At 67.0% G+C, this 19014-nt stretch carries 15 protein-coding genes and 1 pseudogene; 10 read left to right on the top strand and 6 right to left on the bottom strand.

All coding sequences use genetic code 11. The features are described 5' to 3' along the window. Window positions 1-92: 92 nt before the first annotated feature. A pseudogene (locus ACJH6J_RS20700) lies at window positions 93-3313 on the top strand (LuxR C-terminal-related transcriptional regulator). Between the two features lie 6 nt (window positions 3314-3319). Here the strand turns inward: ACJH6J_RS20700 and ACJH6J_RS20695 are convergent. Further along, complete coding sequence (locus tag ACJH6J_RS20695; protein WP_406802778.1) at window positions 3320-3763, bottom strand: OsmC family protein; 444 nt, start codon at window positions 3761-3763, stop codon at window positions 3320-3322. A 10-nt stretch (window positions 3764-3773) separates the two neighbouring features. Continuing rightward, window positions 3774-4391 carry a TetR family transcriptional regulator gene (locus ACJH6J_RS20690; RefSeq protein ID WP_318986493.1) on the bottom strand — a complete coding sequence of 206 codons (618 nt, stop codon included), beginning with the start codon at window positions 4389-4391 and terminating at the stop codon, window positions 3774-3776. Between the two features lie 92 nt (window positions 4392-4483). On the opposite strand from ACJH6J_RS20690, the gene ACJH6J_RS20685 reads away from it, so the two are divergent. Then, window positions 4484-4957: a nuclear transport factor 2 family protein gene (locus ACJH6J_RS20685; protein ID WP_406802777.1), complete on the top strand. Its 474-nt coding sequence runs from the start codon at window positions 4484-4486 to the stop codon at window positions 4955-4957. Further along, the gene (locus ACJH6J_RS20680) at window positions 4950-5633 is read left to right on the top strand and encodes a hypothetical protein (RefSeq protein WP_406802776.1); all 684 of its coding nucleotides are present in this window, start codon (window positions 4950-4952) and stop codon (window positions 5631-5633) included. The genes ACJH6J_RS20685 and ACJH6J_RS20680 overlap by 8 nt, the downstream gene beginning before the upstream one ends. Here ACJH6J_RS20680 and ACJH6J_RS20675 read toward each other — a convergent pair. Continuing rightward, window positions 5630-6289: a TrkA family potassium uptake protein gene (locus ACJH6J_RS20675; protein ID WP_318986521.1), complete on the bottom strand. Its 660-nt coding sequence runs from the start codon at window positions 6287-6289 to the stop codon at window positions 5630-5632. The two genes, ACJH6J_RS20680 and ACJH6J_RS20675, sit on opposite strands and share 4 nt — an antisense overlap. 94 nt (window positions 6290-6383) lie before the next feature. On the opposite strand from ACJH6J_RS20675, the gene ACJH6J_RS20670 reads away from it, so the two are divergent. Then, window positions 6384-7880 carry a potassium/proton antiporter gene (locus ACJH6J_RS20670; protein ID WP_212806827.1) on the top strand — a complete coding sequence of 499 codons (1497 nt, stop codon included), beginning with the start codon at window positions 6384-6386 and terminating at the stop codon, window positions 7878-7880. Window positions 7881-7963: 83 nt separating this feature from the next. Here ACJH6J_RS20670 and ACJH6J_RS20665 read toward each other — a convergent pair whose 3' ends face one another. Next, a complete protein-coding gene (locus ACJH6J_RS20665) occupies window positions 7964-8254 on the bottom strand; it encodes a WhiB family transcriptional regulator (protein ID WP_029105464.1) in 291 nt (96 codons plus the stop codon). A 413-nt stretch (window positions 8255-8667) separates the two neighbouring features. Here ACJH6J_RS20665 and ACJH6J_RS20660 point away from each other — a divergent pair, with 413 nt between their 5' ends. From ACJH6J_RS20660 to ACJH6J_RS20650, 3 genes are all read left to right on the top strand, one after another. Beyond that, window positions 8668-9492: a hypothetical protein gene (locus ACJH6J_RS20660; protein ID WP_318986495.1), complete on the top strand. Its 825-nt coding sequence runs from the start codon at window positions 8668-8670 to the stop codon at window positions 9490-9492. An 88-nt stretch (window positions 9493-9580) separates the two neighbouring features. Then, a complete protein-coding gene (locus tag ACJH6J_RS20655) occupies window positions 9581-10159 on the top strand; it encodes a sigma-70 family RNA polymerase sigma factor (RefSeq protein WP_138250355.1) in 579 nt (192 codons plus the stop codon). Beyond that, window positions 10152-11429: an anti-sigma-D factor RsdA gene (locus tag ACJH6J_RS20650; protein ID WP_406804466.1), complete on the top strand. Its 1278-nt coding sequence runs from the start codon at window positions 10152-10154 to the stop codon at window positions 11427-11429. Before ACJH6J_RS20655 ends, ACJH6J_RS20650 begins: the two co-directional genes overlap by 8 nt. Before the next feature lie 114 nt (window positions 11430-11543). Here ACJH6J_RS20650 and ACJH6J_RS20645 read toward each other — a convergent pair whose 3' ends face one another. Further along, on the bottom strand, window positions 11544-11945 hold the full coding sequence (locus ACJH6J_RS20645) for a DUF5319 domain-containing protein (RefSeq protein ID WP_406804465.1): 402 nt from the start codon (window positions 11943-11945) through the stop codon (window positions 11544-11546). A gap of 147 nt (window positions 11946-12092) precedes the next feature. On the opposite strand from ACJH6J_RS20645, the gene guaB reads away from it, so the two are divergent. The 3 genes from guaB (at window position 12093) to ACJH6J_RS20630 (ending at window position 16586) form a co-directional block, all read left to right on the top strand. After that, window positions 12093-13634 carry an IMP dehydrogenase gene (gene guaB / locus ACJH6J_RS20640; protein WP_133427623.1) on the top strand — a complete coding sequence of 514 codons (1542 nt, stop codon included), beginning with the start codon at window positions 12093-12095 and terminating at the stop codon, window positions 13632-13634. A gap of 32 nt (window positions 13635-13666) precedes the next feature. Continuing rightward, window positions 13667-14794, top strand: a complete 1128-nt coding sequence (locus ACJH6J_RS20635; RefSeq protein ID WP_346414607.1) for a GuaB3 family IMP dehydrogenase-related protein — start codon at window positions 13667-13669, stop codon at window positions 14792-14794. 67 nt (window positions 14795-14861) lie between these two features. Then, window positions 14862-16586 (top strand): GMC family oxidoreductase N-terminal domain-containing protein, encoded by a 1725-nt coding sequence (locus ACJH6J_RS20630; protein WP_406804464.1) that lies wholly within the window; start codon window positions 14862-14864, stop codon window positions 16584-16586. A 60-nt stretch (window positions 16587-16646) separates the two neighbouring features. Here ACJH6J_RS20630 and ACJH6J_RS20625 read toward each other — a convergent pair whose 3' ends face one another. Beyond that, window positions 16647-19007 carry a glycoside hydrolase family 65 protein gene (locus ACJH6J_RS20625; protein WP_406802771.1) on the bottom strand — a complete coding sequence of 787 codons (2361 nt, stop codon included), beginning with the start codon at window positions 19005-19007 and terminating at the stop codon, window positions 16647-16649. Between the last annotated feature and the right edge of the window lie 7 nt (window positions 19008-19014).

Raw genomic sequence — 19014 nt, 5'->3', positions numbered from 1 at the left:
CCGTTCTGTCGATGTTCCGGCCCTTCCGAGGTCGCAGGCTGATTAGCATGATCGACACAGACGCGGCGCTGTTGAACTGCGGAGACCTGGCTATGGGCGAGCTGATACCGACCGGCACGGTCACGCTGCTGCTTGCCGACGTCGAGGGTTCGACCAGGCTGTGGGAGACGCGGCCAGACGACATGACGGCCGCCTTCGCAAACTTGGACCGCACGCTCGCGCAGCTGGTAGAACCCCACCACGGTGTCCGGCCGCTTGAGCAGGGGGAGGGCGATAGCTTCGTCATCGCTTTCGGTCGGGCCAGTGACGCCGTTGCGTGCGCGCTGGATCTGCAACGGGCGGCGCTCGACCCGATCCGGCTGCGCATCGGTATCCATACCGGCGAGGTGCAGTTGCGCGACGAGTCCAATTACATCGGGCCGACCATCAACCGCACCGCGCGGCTGCGGGACCTGGCCCACGGTGGACAGTCCATCTTGTCCAGTACCACAGCGGATCTGGTCACCGACCACCTGCCGGGTGCGGTGTGGCTGACCGATCTGGGCCGACACTCGGTACGAGACCTGCCTCGTCCCGAACATGTGATGCAGCTCTGTCATCCGGACCTCATCAACGATTTCCCGCCCCTTCGCACGGCCAAACCCGCTCGGGCGCACAACCTTCCGGCGCAGTTGACGTCGTTCATCGGTCGCAGTGCGCAGCTGGCCCAACTGCAGGAGAGCCTCACGGAACATCGGCTGGTGACGCTCACCGGGGCAGGTGGTGCGGGGAAAACTCGTATGGCAGTAGAGATTTCGTCTCAGCTTACCGAGAAGTTCCCGGACGGGGTCTGGTACGTCGACCTCGCTCCCATCACCGACCCGGCGGTGGTCGCGGTCGCCGCCGCGCACTCCATGGGGCTACCTGACCAGCCCGGGCGCTCGATCGTCGACATCATGGTCCGATTCGTTGCGGACCGAGGTGTGTTGCTGCTGCTCGACAATTGCGAGCACCTGCTGGACAGCTGTGGCGAGTTGGCCATGACACTGCTTGCGCGCTGTCCGCAGCTGACGATTCTGGCGACCAGCCGCGAGCCCATCGGTCTCGCCGGCGAAGTGATTTGGCGGGTGCCGTCCCTTGGATTGGCGGATGAGGCCGTCGAGCTCTTTCTCGACCGTGCCCAGCAAGCCCGTCCAGGATTACGGTTGACCGGCGACGATGCCGAACGGGTGCACGACATCTGCCGCCGGCTCGACGGTATGCCGCTGGCGATCGAGCTTGCCGCGGCTCGGGTGCGGGCACTGTCTCTGGGCCAGATCGTCGAGGGTCTGCAAGACCGCTTCCGAGTGCTGACCGGCGGTGCTCGCACCGCGGTGCGCCGGCAGCAGACCCTGCGCGCATCGGTGGAGTGGTCGTTCGGACTGCTCACCGAGCCCGAACGGATGTTGTTCCGCCGGCTCGGAGTATTCATGGGCGGGTTCGACCTGGAGGCGCGCAGGCGGTATGCGCGACCAGCTCGGTTGAGCAGTACCAGGTGCTGGACCAGCTCGGCCTGTTGGTGGACAAGTCGCTGGTTGTCGCCGACGACGGTGCCGGGGTCATGCGGTACCGAATGCTGGAGACCATGAGGCAGTACGCGTTGGAAAAACTCGGGGAGTCCGGTGAGTCCGTGACGGTTCGAGAGCGACACCGTGACTACTACGCCGGAAAGGCGACAAGCACTGCACCACATCTGGTGTCCGACTGGGCCAATGGCGAATTCGACAACCTCAGGGCGGCCCTGGCATGGAGCCTCGAATGCGCCGATATCGAGACCGCCTTACGGCTGGCGTCTGCGCTACAACCGTTTTGGGTGGCACAGGCGCGATTCCAGGAAGGACTGGCGTGGTTCGACGCAGCGCTGACCGACGAGCCAGGCGACGTGGCTCCTCACACCTGGGCACGTGCGGTGGCTGACCACGCGGTGCTGGCGTTGTGGGGAGTGGCCCCGGTCGGTCTGGAGCGGATCGATGCGGCTTTGTCGGTCGCGCGGCAGCTCGGAGATCCGTCACTTACTGCCGCCGTGCTGAATGCGTGCGGCAATCTCACCGTGGTGGCGACGGAGACCTGCCGAACGTACCTGGAGGAGGCAGCCCGTCTGGCCCAAGAATGCGGCGATCGACGGATCCTCTGCGAGGTCCGGCTCACTCAGGCGCTTGCAGGCCCATTCGGCGGCGATCCAGGGAGCCGCGCTGCGGCGGAAGAAGGCCTCGGCCTCGCCGGTGAGCTGGGAGACCGGTTCATGTCATGGAACATCCGGTGCTGGCTCGGCATCACCTTGTTCACGCTAGGTGAGCTCGACGAGGCTGAGCGAATGTATCGCCCGCTGACGACGGGATCAGCCCCGGACGAGCGCTTCAGGGTTTGTCTCGCCAATATCGGCTTGGCTCACGTTCACGCTTTTCGAGGCAGCCTCGCCGAGGCGCGGGAGTGCAACGACGTCGCGCTCAAAACCTCGGCGGCCATGGGTGGTTGGGCCGAGGATGCCATCTACACGGTCATCGCCTTCACTGCACTGGCAGGTGGCGACGGTCCCGCCGCGAGAGCAGCGTGTGAGACGTGTTGGCAGCGCACCGTGCCACAGCGCGAGCTCTTCATTCGCAGCCTCAATCCGATGGCTGATGCGTTGCTGGCATGTGGTGAACTCGCCGCCGCCCGACGCTGGGCTGACGATACTGTCGCTGTGGTGTCGGGCTGGCACAAAATGGTTGCCCTGCATGCGCGTTCGCGCGTCGCCATCGCCCAGGGGGAGTTGGCACAGGCCGAGCGCGACGCCCACGAAGCCCTGGCGATCGCCGCGCAGACACGGGGATTCATCCGGCTGCCGGACATCGTCGAGCGGCTGGCTCAGCTGGCGGTCTGCGCCGGCGAACATCAATTTGCGGCCCGCCTGCTCGGTGCGGCAGACGCGCTGCGTCAGCGCAATGGCATTGTGCGCTATCAGATCTACGACCACGAGGTTTCCGATGCGCAGGCGGCGGCGCGGGACATGCTCGGCGACGCCGACTTTCAGTCGGCGTGGCACGAGGGGGCGACGTTATCAGCCGATGAGGCCATTGCGTTCGCCCAGCGTGGTCGCGGCACCCGCAGGCGGCCAGCGAGTGGGTGGGAATCACTCACTCCGACCGAGCGTGATGTCGTGCGTCACGTCAGTGACGGCTTGTCCAACAAAGATATTGCGGCTCGGCTGTTTATGTCGCCCCGGACGGTGCAGACTCACCTCACGCACGTGTACGCGAAGTTGGGGCTCGAGTCGCGGGTTCAGTTGGCGAAGGAAGCCGCGCGGCACACCTGAGCTGGGTCAGACCTTCAACGAAGTCGACACGTGCACCGACGAGGTCAGCGTCCGGTGCACGGGACAGCGTTCGGCGATGGCCAGTAGCTTCTCCCGTTGATCGTCGTCGAGGTCGCCGATCAACTCGATGTCACGATCGATGTGGTCGACCATGCCCTGTTGCGTCTCGCACTCGGCGCAGTCTTTTGCGTGAATCCGCGAGTGCCGCAACGACACCCGCACCTGTTCGAGGGGCAGCCCCTTCTTGGCGGCGTACATGCGGATGGTCATGGAGGTACACGCGCCCAGGGCCGACAGCAGGAGGTCATAGGGGGACGGTCCCGCATCGTCGCCGAACGGGCGTGGCTCGTCGGCGATCAACCGGTGCCCGCCGGCGATGATCTCCTGCGTGTAGGTCCCCGAGCCGCTCTCGACGACGGTGACGGTGCCTTCGGGCGATGGTGTGGTCATGCCGACAAGGCTAACGGGGGGCCTCGGACAACGGGGCCAGGATCAACCGGCAGGCCAGCTGAATTTCGTCTTCGGTCTCGTCGGCGGAGATTCGCCCGTTCATGCTGGACTGCAGGATGCCGTGCCACGTGTGCTGGACCAGCCGCATCAGTGAAATATCTTGCGGCCCTGGGTCGTCCACACCGCAGATGGTCAGCAGCATGCTGCGGACCTGGCGGTCGATATGCCCCACCTCGGCCACGGCCGTCGCATCGGCGGTGTTCAGTGAATTGAGCATGGCTGCGGTCAGATGCGGTTGGCGCAGCATCGGACGGGTGGCGCGCGACAGCACGTCGAACACGCGGTCGGCCGCTGTGCCGGCCGGGGCCTTCCGGCGGTCGATACCCTCCTGCATCCGGTCCACCCGGTCGGCCATGAGGCCGACGAACAAGTGGGTCTTGGATGGGAAGTAGCGGTACAGCGTGCCGAGGGCGACCCCGGCCGCGCGGGCGACTTCGTTCATCTGAACCTGGTCGGCGGGCTTCCGCGCGGCGAGGGCTGCGGTGGCCTTGAGGATCGCGTCGCGCCGCTGCTGCTGCACGGCGGAGCTGGGCTCGGCGGCCGGGCGGGGTTCGGCGATTCTTGCCAAGGTGCAGCTCCTTTTTGGGTCTGGAGCGAATTCTAGTTGTTCGGTAGAGTCCCGAAACTGAAATTGATTCTAGTTATCTTGGAGGTCTGGACATGCCACGCTTCACCCGCGACGAGCTGATGGCCGCGCTCGATCACTACACCAAGGTCGTCGAGGTCTGTTCGAGCACGGGGGACTGGGCGCCGTTCGCCGATCTGTTCACCGAGGACGTCCACTACATCGAGCACGCCTACGGTGAGATGCACGGCCGCGAAGCGGTGCGCGAATGGATCGTCGGCGTCATGAAGCCGTTTCCGCACATGCGATTCCCGCACACCTGGGTCGCGATCGATGAGGAGAACGGCGCGATCGTCACCAAGATCATCAACGCCCTCGACCACCCGACCGAGCCGGGCAAGGTGTTCGGTTTTCCCAACATCACCCGCCTCGTCTACGCCGGCGACAACCTGTTCTCCTCGGAGGAGGACGTCTACAACCCGGTCCGGGACGCGCCGCGTGCCGTCGGTGAGTGGCTGCAGGCCGGCGGTGTCATGCAGGCCGAGCCGATGGCCGCCAAGCATGGCTGACGGCGTGAAGCTCATCTACGCCCTGTGGGGCTCGGGTCTGGACACCGCCCTGCATTCGACGCAATTGCACGTGCTGTTGCAGGCGGCGGGCGTGAACCGGTTGCAGATCAACGTCGACGATGTCGACGTCGAGGCCGCGATGCTGCGCATCACCACCTTCGACAACCCGGTCCCGGCGGTCGTCAGTGTGTGGGCCGACGCCGGTGTCGACCCGGACCCCATCTCCGATCTGCTGGCCGCGATCTCGCAGCGCAGCGCCGGCTGGGAGGTCGAGGAGACGGTGCGGCTGGAGCCGCCCGTCGTGGAAAACGGGGTCCGGACAACGGCATTGGCGCAGCTCGGTTTCCTGCGCATCCCGGCGGACCTCGACCCGGCCGACTGGCTCCAGATCTGGCAGGGGCAGCACACGAGCGTCGCGATCGACACCCAGGACACGTTCGGTTACGTGCAGAACCGCGTCCTGCGGACGGTGCACGGCACCGAACGGGTCGACGCCGTCGTCGAGGAACTGTTCCACATGGCGGCCATGACGGACGTGCACGCGTTCTATGGCAGCGGGGGAGACGATGCGGAACTGCAGCGGCGGATGACGCTCATGGTCGAGAGCGTGATGCGCTTCGGCGCCCACACCAACCTCGACTCGGTGCCGACGAGCAGGTACTGCTACGCGCTCTAACCGCCGTGGATGAGGTCGCGGATGTCGCCGTCGACGGATTCGTCTGCGACAAAGAGCAATTCGTCGCCGTCCTCGAAGCGGTCCCCGGATTTGGGCACGATGATCCTGCTGCCGCGCTGCACCGTCACCAACAGTGTGTTCGGCGGCAGGGTCATGTCCCCGATGGTGCGTCCGATCAGTGGGCTGTCCGGCGGCAGCGTGAATTTCGTCAGGTTCGCGTGCCCCTGACGTAGACCCATCAGCCGCACCAGGTGGCCGACGTCGATGGCGCCCTCGACGCCGGCGGCCATCGCGTGCGGCGTGGACACCGCGACGTCGACACCCCAGTCGTCGGTGAACAACCACTCGTTGGCGACGTTGTTCACGCGCGCGACGACCCGCGGCACACTGAATTCGGTTTTCGCCAACAGCGCCATGGCGAGGTTCGCCTTGTCGTCACCGGTCGCGGCGATCACGACGTCGCACATCTCGATGCCGCATTCCTCGAGCGCGGCCACCTCGCAGGCGTCGGCCCACAGCCAGTCGGCCTCGGGGACTGTGCGCGGCTCGTACTTGCGAATGTCGCGCTCGATCAGGAGGACCTTGTGCCCGTTGGCGACGAGTTCCTGTGCGACCGACCGGCCGACCGCGCCGGCGCCGGCGATCGCCACGCGCATGCCCCGGGTGCTCACGCAGCCATTGTCGCCTACCGCGTCCCGCAGCGAGTTCCCAGATACATTTGCTTCGGCCGCACACCGGAATGGGGGATTGATGACGCTCGAGCAGCTGAACCGGGTGCTGCTCGTCGGGGCGCTGGTGTTGTTGGCGAGCATCGTCGCCACGCGGCTCGCGACCCGCGTCGGCCTGCCCAGTCTGCTGCTGTTCCTCGGCCTCGGTGTGCTGGTCGGCGAAGACGGCATCGGGCTGCGGTTCGACGACGTCGCCCTGGTCCGGGACCTGGGGACCGCGGCGCTGGCGATCATCCTCATCGAGGGCGGTCTGACCACCAAGTTCAGCGACGTCCGCAAGAGTTTGGCGCCGGCGGCGGTGATGGCCACCCTCGGCGTGGCCGTCAGCACGGCCGTCACCGCGGCAGGCGCGCATCTGCTGTTGGGCATGGACTGGCAGCTGGCGCTACTGCTGGGCGCCATCGTCTCGTCTACCGACGCCGCCGCGGTGTTCTCCGTGCTGCGGGTGCTGCCGTTGCCCAGACGGCTGGCGGGTCTGCTGGAAGCCGAGTCCGGTCTGAACGACGCCCCTGCCGTCATCCTCGTCCTGATGTTCAGCGTGGTTCCGCTGGCCTTCCATCCGGCTCACGGGCTGGTCGACCTGGTCTACGAGCTGGCGGTCGGCGCGGCGATCGGCCTGCTGTGCGGGTACCTCGGTGCCGTCACGCTGCGCCGGATCGCGCTGCCGGCGTCGGGGCTGTATCCGCTCGCGACGTTCGGGCTGGGCACGGTGGCCTTCGCGGCCTGTGGGGTCACGCACGCCAGCGGATTCCTCGCGGCTTACCTGACCGGTCTGGTGCTCGCGAATTCCGGGCTGCCGCACCGCGCGGCCACCCGGTCGTTCGCCGAGGGGCTGGGTTGGCTGGCTCAGATCGGGCTGTTCGTCCTGCTCGGCCTGTTGGTCACGCCCAGCCAGCTCGGTGACGACCTGGTGCCGGCCGTCGTCATCGGCCTGGTGCTGCTGCTGTTGGCCCGGCCGTTGTCGGTGGTGTTGTCGCTGATCGGCTTCCGGGTGCCCTGGCGGGAGCAGGCCTTCCTGTCGTGGGCCGGATTGCGCGGCGCCGTGCCGATCGTGCTGGCCACCTACCCGATCGTCACCGGAGTGCCGGACAGCCAGCGGCTACTGAACATCGTGTTCGTGCTGGTGGTGGTGTTCACGCTCGTGCAGGGGCCGAGTCTGAAGCCGATCGCGCACCGGCTCGGACTGATCCGCCGGGACGTCACCCGCGAGATTCAGGTGGAAGCGGCGCCACTGGACGTGCTCGACGCGGAATTGTTGACGCTGACAGTGCTGCCGCAGTCGCGGCTGCACAACGTGACGGTGCTGGAACTGCGGCTGCCCGACCCGAGCGTGATAACCCTGATCATCCGCAAGGGCAATACCTTTGTGCCGCAGCCGGACACGCGCCTGGAAGCTGGTGACGAGCTGCTGATCGTCAGTACCAGCACCACCCGTGAGGCCACCGAGCGCAGACTGCGCGCGGTGAGCCGCCGCGGGAAACTTGCCTATTGGTTCGATGAATACGGTGAGCCGGACTGACGGCTGCGACTACTGCGCCGAAAACCGCATGCCGGCGAACGTTCGAGGAACGCCTGCTGGGATGCGGTTTCGGTGGAGATGGACTACGACGCGCGGCGAATGCCCCGCTTGAGCAACAGTTCGCGCTCGCCTTCGCTGAGCCCGCCCCAGATGCCATACGGTTCGCCGACGGCCAGGGCGTGCGACCGGCATTGAGTGATCACAGGGCAGGCCCGGCACATTTCCTTGGCGCGCATTTCACGCTGGGCCCGAGCCCGGCCGCGCTCGCCATCGGGATGAAAGAACACCGCTGAGTCGACGCCACGGCAAACGCCGTGCATCTGCCAATCCCACATATCGGCGTTGGGTCCGGGAAGCTGCTGAGGCTGTGGCATTGGGAACGACTCCTCCCCGCGCATCCATTTTGGAAATCTGTGGATACGCGTTGATCTGCAAATGACCCGAGAACTTGTCGCCGATGACAACTCGTGCACACAAAGTAGAAGGATTCGGCAAATTCCGTCAATAGCCACGCTCTGTGCGAAACCCCATAAGCGCAGGTCAAGAATTTACATCACGTTCATCTGCGCGATGCCTTGGAAACGAAACGAGTGGTGGCGATATTGTCGCAAGGTACCTGTTTCGGCAGTTCGCGACAGTTCGCCACGTTTGTCGATATGTGGCGGAATTGGAAGTCGTTGACATGTTGTTAACACGGCCAGCATTAATTATTAACCAAAGCTCTCGAACTCGCACGGCGAGAGAAGGCGGTCACGCGAAGGAGCGGCATTGATACCGTGCTGACTCGATGACCGCAACCGGTACCAGGACGGGCACTGTCGACCCGCCAGCAGTCCGTCTGTACGACGCCGCTTTTGGCAACGACCTGCCGTGGTGGCCGCTGCCCGCGGCGCACTCGGCCGGCGAACTGTGGCTGCGCGCCGTGGCTGCGGGCGGTCAGGGTCGATATGCCGTCGCCACCGCCGATCTCGACGCCGTGGCCCGGTGTGGTCGCGGTCCGTTGCTGTCGCTGGCGCACAGCACCCGTGCGTCGTTTCTCCGGCAGCTCGGCTGGCATCGCCTCGCCCGGGTTGCCGACGGGCGGGCGTGGGCCTTGGTCGCCCATCGGCGCGATGCCGCCGAGGCGCGGGCTGACGCCCTCGTCGGTCTGGCCGCCGATGCTCTCGGGATCGGCCGCTTCGCGGTGGCGCAGCGGCTGCTCGAGCGGGCCGCGGTCGACACCGACAACAGTGGGGTACCGCGTCAGCGGGTTCGGCTGGCCTGGGTCAGTGCGGAGTTGGCCATGGTCAGCGGTCGTGGCGAGGACTCCGTCGCTCATGCCGAACGCGCGCGGGAGCTCGTCGCTGACCTCGGTTCGCCGCGCCACGCCGTGAAAACCGACGTCGTGTATTCGGCGGCGCTGTGCAGCGCCGGCCGGTTCGACGAGTCCCGGCGTCTCGCCGACGCCGCGCTGGAACGCACGCAGCAGTTCGGGTTGGTGCCGCTGACCTGGGCATTGGGCTGTTTGTTGAGCGATATCGGGAGCGCCGGGCACAGCCCGGAAGCGATGGCAGAGATCCGTGACGCGGCGGCCGCCACGGTGCGCGCACGCGGCGGCCGATGGGCGGGATGAATCTGGTAGCTCACACCAGTCATTACTGTTGTCCTGACATACCAACCACGGCACTGCCTCGTCCGTAACGCTGGAGATTGCGCCCACGATGACATTTTCGGGAGATGGTCTCGATGCTGTCGTTGCTGATGCAGTTGCCGGCAATCGCGACGCGCTCCGCAAGGTGCTGGAAACCATCCGCCCGATCGTCGTTCGGTACTGCCGTGCGCGCTTCGGGGTCGGCGAGCGACAGGGTGTTTCCGCAGACGATGTGGCTCAGGAGGTGTGTTTAGCTGTGATCACGGCGCTGCCGCGGTACAAGGACCAGGGACGGCCGTTCCTGGCTTTCGTGTACGGCATTGCCGCTCACAAGGTTGCTGACGCGCATCGTGCCGCCGGCCGCAATCGCGCTGAAGCCACCGACGATCTGCCGGACCGCCCCTCGACCGAGCTGGGCCCCGAACAGTTGGCCATTGACGCCGACTCGGCGGCCCGAATGAACCGCTTGCTGTCCGTGTTGCCCGAGAAGCAGCGCGAAATCCTGATCCTGCGCGTCGTCGTCGGCATGAGTGCCGAGGAGACCGCGGAGGCCGTCGGCAGCACCGCCGGCGCGGTCCGCGTCGCGCAGCACCGTGCGTTGGCGCGGTTGAAGACCGAGATCGGTTCGACGGAGCGCGGCCATGCCTGACTCCGGACAATGGTCGCCGGGCGGCGGCGACCCCTCGCTCAACGAGATTCGACGCGTCGACCGCTTCTTCGACGCGCTCGCCGCAGACCAACACGCCTACTCGACGGATTCCACGGAAGCCGAGCTGGCGTTCCTGCTCGCGGACTGGCGCGACAGCATCCGCGAACCCGCGGTGACGACGCCCGTCACGGCCCGCGACGCGGTCGCCGCCCTGCAGAACGGGTTGCACCGCAAGGAATCTCGGACATCGCTGACCATCGTCGGCTCGGTCGCGGCCGCGCTGCTGTGCCTCGGTGGCTTCGGCACCGCGATCTACGCCGCTGGGCCCAACTCGTCGCTGTACGGCTTGCACACGGCGATGTTCGGCAGCGACAAGGCCAGCCGCGACGACCAGGTGATGCTGGCCGCGCAGACCGAGATGCAGCAAGTGCAGCAGCTGATCGACAACGGCCAGTGGCAGCAGGCGCAGGAGAAGCTCCAGGCGCTGAGCCCGACCGTGCAGAGCGTCGACGCCCCGGAGCACAAGCAACAGCTGATCCAGCAGTGGAATGCCTTGACCTACAAGGTGGTTGAGCAGGACCCCGCCGCGACGCTGCCGCCGCCGGGAGAGCCGATGCCGGTCCTGCCGTCGTCGCCGCTGACCCTGTTGCCGGTGCCGGTGGTGGAGACGACGTCGTCGTCGACCTCGTCGTCGACCTCGTCGTCCAGCACGTCGACGACCACATCGTCGTCCACGTCGGCCACCTCGACCGACGCGTCCGCGACGTCGACCAGTCCGTCGACCTCGCCCTCGGAGCCGACGAGCACGTCGGCCTCCTCGAGCGCCACGTCGCCGACCGAGACGACCAGTTCTCCGTCGCCGAGCAGCTCGACCGTCACCTCGTCTTCGGTTTCGACGGCCACCTCGGTGCCGTCGAGCGCGACGGCGACGGGGACGTCGCCTGCCACGGTGCCCTCGAGCGAGCCCGTCGTCACCAATCAGCCCACGGCGACGGCCACGCAGTCGGCCACGGTCGCACCGTCGACTGTGGCATCGCCGACGCAGAACCCGGCGCCCGCGCAGACGGTCACCACCGTCGCCCCGACTGTCACAGTGCCCTCGGTGACCACACCTGCACCGACAGTCCCGGCAGTACAGCCCACCGTGGCGCCCTCAACCAGGGAAGTGCAGCCGGAGCCGACGCGCGAGCGGTCAGTCGTGACGACGACGCAGGCCCCGTCAGGGTCGGGATCGGGATCGGGATCCGGATCGGGCCACGGGCAGCACTGACGTCATGCGGCGGCTGTTGACCCTCTAATGGGGGTGCTGCCTACTCGGCTTTTTTCGCCCTCAGCGGAACATCAACGCAGCCAGACGTGACATCCAGCACGTCAACAGAAAAAATCAGCGGTAGCCGTCGTGCTCGGAGGTTGCCTCGTTGAGCGACGCATCCGCATAACCGCGGCAGTAGTCCCACGTCACGTAGGCATCGGGCTCGGGATCGTAGGCCGGCTCGTGGGGACGGACGGTGCCGTCGACCAGCAGCTGCAGCAGGTTCGCCCGCAGCATGTCCCAGTCGTGGTAATGGTCCTGCTGACACTCGTCGCAACAGACGACGAGGCCGCGAATGCCCTTGTGCGCCAACAGTGTTTCGTACACTGCCAGATCGGCGAGATCGGCCTCGACGGCCATGCGTTCCTGCGGGTCCAGGGGTTGTCCGGGCTCCAGCGCATCCAGAACGGCCGACGGGTCCATGGGATCGTCGGCGAACGGGTCGGGTGGCAAGCCCGGCGGCAGGTGGGTCACGCACAGGTCCACCCTACTTATCACCCCCGACCATGCGCCAGCCGTTACCCCGGCGAGCCGCCACCGAGTGGAGTTCGTTGCACGCAGTCTGGGCCGATAGGATGGCTTTTTAGTTCCACGACTGTGTCTGCCCTGGAGGCCCCACCCATGTCGATCGCTGAAAGCAGCGTTCCCATCTCCGTTCCGGTGCCGACCGGCGGTGACGATCCGACCAAGGTCGCGATGCTCGGGCTGACCTTCGACGACGTCCTTCTGCTGCCCGCGGCGTCCGACATCATCCCGGCGACTGCCGATACGTCCTCCCAGTTGACGCGCAACATCCGGCTGCGGGTGCCGCTGGTCAGCTCGGCCATGGACACCGTCACCGAGTCGCGGATGGCCATCGCGATGGCCCGCGCCGGCGGTATGGGCGTGCTGCACCGCAATCTGCCGCTGAGCGAGCAGGCCGCGCAGGTCGAGACCGTCAAACGGTCCGAGGCCGGCATGGTCACCGATCCCGTCACCTGCTCGCCGAGCAACACCCTGGCCGAGGTCGACGCCATGTGCGCCCGGTTCCGGATCTCCGGCCTGCCGGTCGTGGACACGTCGGGGCAGCTCGTCGGCATCATCACGAACCGCGACATGCGCTTCGAGGTCGACCAGGACAAGGCCGTCGCCGAGGTCATGACCAAGGCTCCGCTGATCACTGCCCAGGAGGGCGTCTCGGCCGAGGCCGCCCTGGGCCTGCTGCGCCGGCACAAGATCGAGAAGCTGCCCATCGTCGACGGCCACGGCAAGCTCACCGGGCTGATCACCGTCAAGGACTTCGTCAAGACCGAGCAGTTCCCGCTGGCCACCAAGGACAGCGACGGCCGCCTGCTGGTCGGGGCCGCGGTCGGCGTCGGTGACGACGCCTGGACCCGCGCCATGACGCTGGCCGACGCCGGCGTCGACGTTCTGATCGTCGACACCGCGCACGCCCACAACCGCGGCGTGCTGGACATGGTCGCCCGCCTCAAGAAGGCCGTCGGCGAGAAGATCGAGGTCGTGGGCGGAAACGTCGCCACCCGGTCCGCCGCCGCCGCGCTGTGCGAGGCCGGCGCCGACGCCGTCAAGGTGGGTGTCGGGCCCGGCTCCATCTGCACCACCCGCGTCATCGCGGGTGTCGGCGCCCCGCAGATCACCGCCATCCTGGAGGCGACGGCCGCGTGCCGCCCCTACGGCGTGCCGGTCATCGCCGACGGCGGCCTGCAGTACTCGGGCGACATCGCCAAGGCGCTGGCCGCCGGCGCGTCGACCGCCATGCTCGGCTCGCTGCTGGCCGGTACGGCCGAATCGCCGGGTGAACTGATCTTCGTCAACGGCAAGCAGTTCAAGAGCTACCGCGGCATGGGCTCGCTCGGCGCCATGCAGGGTCGCGGTCAGGGCAAGTCCTACTCCAAGGACCGCTACTTCCAGGACGACGTGCTGTCCGAGGACAAGCTGGTGCCCGAGGGCATCGAGGGGCGGGTGCCGTTCCGCGGTCCGCTGTCCACCGTCATTCACCAGCTCACCGGCGGTCTGCGGGCTGCCATGGGCTACACCGGTTCGGCCACCATCGAGCAACTGCAGCAGGCGCAGTTCGTGCAGATCACCGCGGCGGGCTTGAAGGAAAGCCACCCGCACGACATCACGATGACCGTCGAAGCACCGAACTATTCCTCGCGCTAACTGACAGGGAAGTCAAAGAACACATGCGTGACATGGTCGAAATCGGCATGGGCCGGACCGCTCGTCGTACCTACGAACTGGACGACATCAACATCGTGCCGTCGCGGCGCACCCGCTCCAGCCAGGACGTTTCCACGGCCTGGCAGCTGGACGCCTACCGGTTCGAGATCCCGGTCCTGGCGCACCCGACCGACTCGCTGGTGTCGCCCGAGTTCGCCATCGAGATGGGCCGCCTCGGCGGCCTCGGCGTGCTCAACGGTGAGGGCCTGATCGGCCGTCACCGCGACGTCGAGGACAAGCTAGCCCAGGTCGTCGAGCTGGCGGCCAAGGAAGACGACCCGTCGGCAGCCGTTCGGCTGCTGCAACAGCTTCACGCGGCCCCGCTGGACCCGGAGCTGCTCGGCGCCGCCGTGGCACGTGTGCGTGAAGCCGGCGTCACCACCGCGGTGCGCGTCAGCCCGCAGAACGCCCAGGCCCTGACGCCGACGCTGGTGGCGGCCGGCATCGACCTGCTGGTCATCCAGGGCACCATCATCTCGGCCGAGCGGGTGGCGCAGGACGGCGAGCCGCTCAACCTCAAGACCTTCATCTCCGAGCTGGACGTGCCCGTCGTCGCCGGTGGCGTGCTCGACCACCGCACCGCTCTGCACCTCATGCGCACCGGCGCGGCCGGCGTCATCGTCGGCTACGGCTCGACCTACGGCGCGACGACCAGCGACGAGGTCCTGGGCATCAGCGTGCCCATGGCCACCGCGATCGCCGACGCCGCCGCCGCGCGGCGCGAGTACCTCGACGAGACCGGCGGCCGCTACGTGCATGTGCTGGCCGACGGCGACATCCACACCTCGGGTGACCTGGCCAAGGCCATCGCCTGCGGCGCCGACGCGGTCCTGCTGGGCACCCCGTTGGCCGCCGCTGCCGAAGCGCCTGGTGAGGGCTGGTTCTGGCCGGCTGCCGCGGCGCATCCGTCGCTGCCGCGCGGTGCGCTGCTGCAGGTCGCGCTGGGTGAGCGTCCGTCGCTTGACCAGGTCCTCAATGGCCCGTCCGACGACCCGTTCGGCTCGGTCAACCTGGTCGGTGGCCTGCGCCGTTCGATGGCCAAGGCCGGGTACTGCGACCTCAAGGAGTTCCAAAAGGTGGGCCTCACCGTCGGTAGCTAGTACCGGCGGTAGCGAGTTAGGTTTACCTTGGTAGCTGGTTACCGAGCGGTAGGTCCATACTTCTGCCATGGAGCCTGACTACGACGTCTTGATCATCGGCTCGGGTTTCGGAGGCAGCGTCAGCGCCCTCCGGCTCACCGAGAAGGGTTACCGCGTTGGAGTGTTGGAAGCCGGCCCCCGGTATTCCGACGCCGACTTCGCAAAGACCTCGTGGGACCTGCGAAAGTTCTTGTGGGCCCCCAAGTTCGGCATGTACGGCATCCAGCGGATCCACCTGCTGCGCAACGTGATGATCCTGGCGGGCGCAGGTGTTGGCGGTGGTTCGCTGAACTACGCCAACACGCTCTACATCCCGCCGGACCCGTTCTTCAACGACCCGCAGTGGAAGAACATCACCGACTGGCGCGCCGAACTGATGCCGCACTACGAGCAGGCGCAGCGCATGCTCGGTGTGGTCAAGAACCCGACGTTCACCGACGCGGACAAGATCATCAAAGAGGTCGCCGAGGACATGGGCTGCGCCGACACCTTCGTAGCGACGCCCGTCGGTGTGTTCTTCGGACCGGACGGTGAGAAGACCCCGGGCAAGACGGTGCCCGACCCGTACTTCGGCGGGGCCGGCCCGGCCCGCACCGGCTGCATCGAGTGCGGCGAGTGCATGACGGGCTGCCGGCACGGCGCGAAGAACACTCTGGTGAAGAACTACCTGGGCCTGGCGGAAAAGGCTGGCGCACAAGTACATCCGCTCACCACGGTCACCAGCTTCGAGCAGCGCGGCGACGGGCTGTGGGAGGTGTCGACCCGACGCACCAACGGCAAGGTGCGGCGCGGCAAGCGGACCTTCACCGCCAAGTACCTCATCGTGGCGGCCGGTACGTACAACACCCAGAAGCTGCTGTTCAAGGTGCGCGACACCGGCAAGCTGACCAAGCTGTCGGGCAAGCTCGGCGTGCTGACCCGGACCAACTCCGAGTCGATCGTCGGCGCGCAGACCCGCGAAGTGCCCACCGACATGGATCTGACGCACGGCGTGGCGATCACGTCGTCGATCCACCCGACACCGGACACCCACATCGAACCGGTGCGGTACGGCAAGGGCTCCAACGCCATGGGCATGCTGCAGACGCTCATGACGGACGGCGCCGGCCCGCAGGGCACCGACGTGCCGCGGTGGAAGCAGTTCCTGGACCAGGCCGGCGAGGACCCGCGTGAGCTGATCCGGCTGCTCAACCCCAAGCGGTGGAGCGAGCGGACCGTGATCGCACTGGTCATGCAGCACCTCGACAACTCGATCACCACATTCACCAAGCGCGGGCCCGGTGGCATTCGGATCATGTCGTCCAAGCAGGGCCACGGCGAGCCCAACCCGACCTGGATCCCGGTCGGCAACGAGGCGACGCGGCGGATGGCCGAGAAGGTCGGCGGCATCGCCGGCGGCACCTGGGGCGAGCTGTTCAACATCCCGCTGACCGCGCACTTCCTGGGCGGCGCGGCGATCGGCGACAGTGCCCAGACGGGCGTCATCGACCCCTACCACCGCGTCTACAACTACCCGACGCTGTTCGTCACCGACGGTGCCGCGATTTCCGCGAATCTCGGTGTGAACCCGTCACTTTCGATCGCGGCGCAGGCCGAGCGCGCGGCGTCGCTGTGGCCGAACAAGGGGCAGGACGACGCGCGGCCGGCACAGGGCGAGCCGTACCGGCGCATCGAACCGATCGCGCCCGACCGTCCCGTCGTCCCGGCCGATGCCCCCGGCGCGCTGCGCCGACTGCCGATCACCCCGGTTTAGTAGGGATTTGTGCACGATTTTCCGCGCTGACCGCGGAAAATCGTGCACAAATCCTCGGGGTCAGACGGTGTGCAGCCGCCGGTGTGTGGGCGCCCGGCCCGGCGGTTGCGGCGGCGGGGGCAGTAGCGACTGCCGCCGCTTGACATCGACGACGGTCGGCTCGCGCGTACTCAGCGTCAGGTCGGATCCGGCATGGCGGATTTCCAGGGTGGAGTCGGGCCCGTCGCGCAGGGTGTACGTCACCTCGTTGTGCGTCGCGTCGACGGTGATCCGAAACTCCCTCCACCGCAACCGAAATCGGAGCCGGGACAGACTGTCCGGCAGCTGCGGGTCGAGCGCGAGGATGCCTTCATCGTCGCGCAGGCCCCCGAAACCGGCGACCAGCGCGATCCAGGCGCCGGCCAGGGATGCCATGTGCAGCCCGTCGCGGGTGTTGTGGTGCAGATCGCGGAGGTCGATCAAGGCCGCCTCGTACGCATAGTCGTGCGCCAATTCCAGGTGGCCGACCTCGGCGCACATCACCGCCTGCGTGCACGCGGACAGCGAGGAATCCCGGACCGTGCGCCGCTCGTAGTAGTCGACGTTGTGCGCCTTCTGCTGAGCGGTGAAGGCGTGCCCTTGCCACTGCATGGCCAGCACCAGGTCGGCCTGCTTGATCACCTGCGCCGGATACAGTCGCACGTAGGGGTAGTGCAGGAACAGCGGATAAGCGCTGTCGGGCGTGAACTTCCATTCCGCGAAGGTGGTGAAGCCCTCGCACTGCGGATGCACGGCGAGTTCGTCGTCATACGGGATATGTGCGGCGGCTGCGGCGTCGCGCCAGGCGGCGGTCTCCTCGTTGGTCACGCCCATGGCATAGGCGTTGTCGGGGTGCCGCGTGCACGCGTCGGCCGCGACGCGCAGATTGTGCGCCGCCATCAGATTGGTGAAGACGTTGTCGCGCACCATCGCGGTGTACTCGTCGGGGCCGGTGACGCCGTCGAGATGCCAGACGCCGTGCCGGTCGTGGTGTCCCAACGACATCCACAACCGTGCCGTCTCCACCAGCACGTTCAGGCCGCAGTCGACTTCCAGGGATTGGTCACCGGTGGCGTTGCGGTAGCGCTCGAACGCCATCGCGATGTCGGCGTTGACGTGCCACGCCGCGGTGCCCGCCGGCCAGTACGCCGAGCACTCGGGTCCGGATATGGTGCGCCACGGGAAGCTCGCGCCGCGTAAACCCAGTTCCGCCGCACGGCTTTTCGCCAATCCCAGGATCGAAGCACGCCAGCGCAGAGCGTCGGCGACGGTATGCGGTTTCGTGTAGGTGAGCACCGGCAGCACGAAACCTTCGGTGTCCCAGAAAGAGTGACCGTCATAGCCGGTTCCGGTCAGCCCCTTCCCGGCGATGCCGCGGCATTCCGCGCGGGCACTGGCCTGCAATACGTGGAACAACCCGAACCGCACGGCCTGCTGACAGTCGGGGTCACCGTCGACTTCGACGTCGGCGCTGTCCCAGAAATCGTCGAGATAGGCGCGCTGCAGATCCAGCAGGCCCTCCCACCCGCTGTAGTGCGCGCCGGCCAGCGCACCGGCGACCTGATCGCGCAGCGCGGGCCGTGACCGCAGGCTCGACCAGCCGTACGCCAGATACTTTACGATGCGCAGTTGCTGACCCGGTCGCAGGCCGCAGATCACGGTGGTACGCGCCAGATCTGGGCGCGCGTCGGTGCTCACCTCGACACGGCCCGGGACCTCGATCTCGTGGTCCATCGCGGCGGCCATCATCAGGCCACTGCGCTTGGTCTGGTGGATCAGCAGGCCGCTGTGTTGGTTGTGTTCGTGGTGTATCGCCTGCAGGGGATTGGCGAGGGCCGCCGCGACGCGGGGATCCGACGAGGTCTGCGGCTGGTCCTCGTTGGCGACCAACTCCGATTGCACTGTGACGCGGGCGAATTCGTCGATGGCCTCGACGATGTATTCGATGGCCGCGACGCTGCGCTGGGCCAGCGAGACCAGCCGAACCGACTTGACGCGCACCTGTTTTCCGGCCGGTGAGCGCCAATGCACAGTGCGCGAGAGGGTGCCGGCACGCAGATCCAGAATTCTCTCGTGGTCGAGGAGTTCGCCGTACCGGACGTCGAAGGGCTCGTCGTCGACCAGTAGGCGGATGATCTTGCCGTTGGTGACGTCGACGATGGTCTCGCCGCCCTGGGGATAGCCGAATCCGCTTTCGGCGTACGGCAGCGGCCGGGTTTCGTAGAACGAGTTGAGATAGGTGCCGGGCAGCCCGTGCGGTTCCCCTTCGTCGAGATTGCCGCGAAAGCCGATGTGTCCGTTGGACAATGCGAACACCGACTCCGACTGCGCCAACAGCTCGAGGTCCAGTTGGGTCTCGCGGACCTGCCATGGCTCGACGGGAAATGAGTCCTGAGTGATCATCGTCGGC

It is taken from the genome of Mycobacterium sp. SMC-18 (assembly GCF_045310895.1).
Taxonomy (GTDB): Bacteria; Actinomycetota; Actinomycetes; order Mycobacteriales; family Mycobacteriaceae; genus Mycobacterium.
The sequence above is the reverse complement of the archived record's forward strand: the minus strand, read 5'-3'. Positions and strand labels throughout refer to the sequence as shown.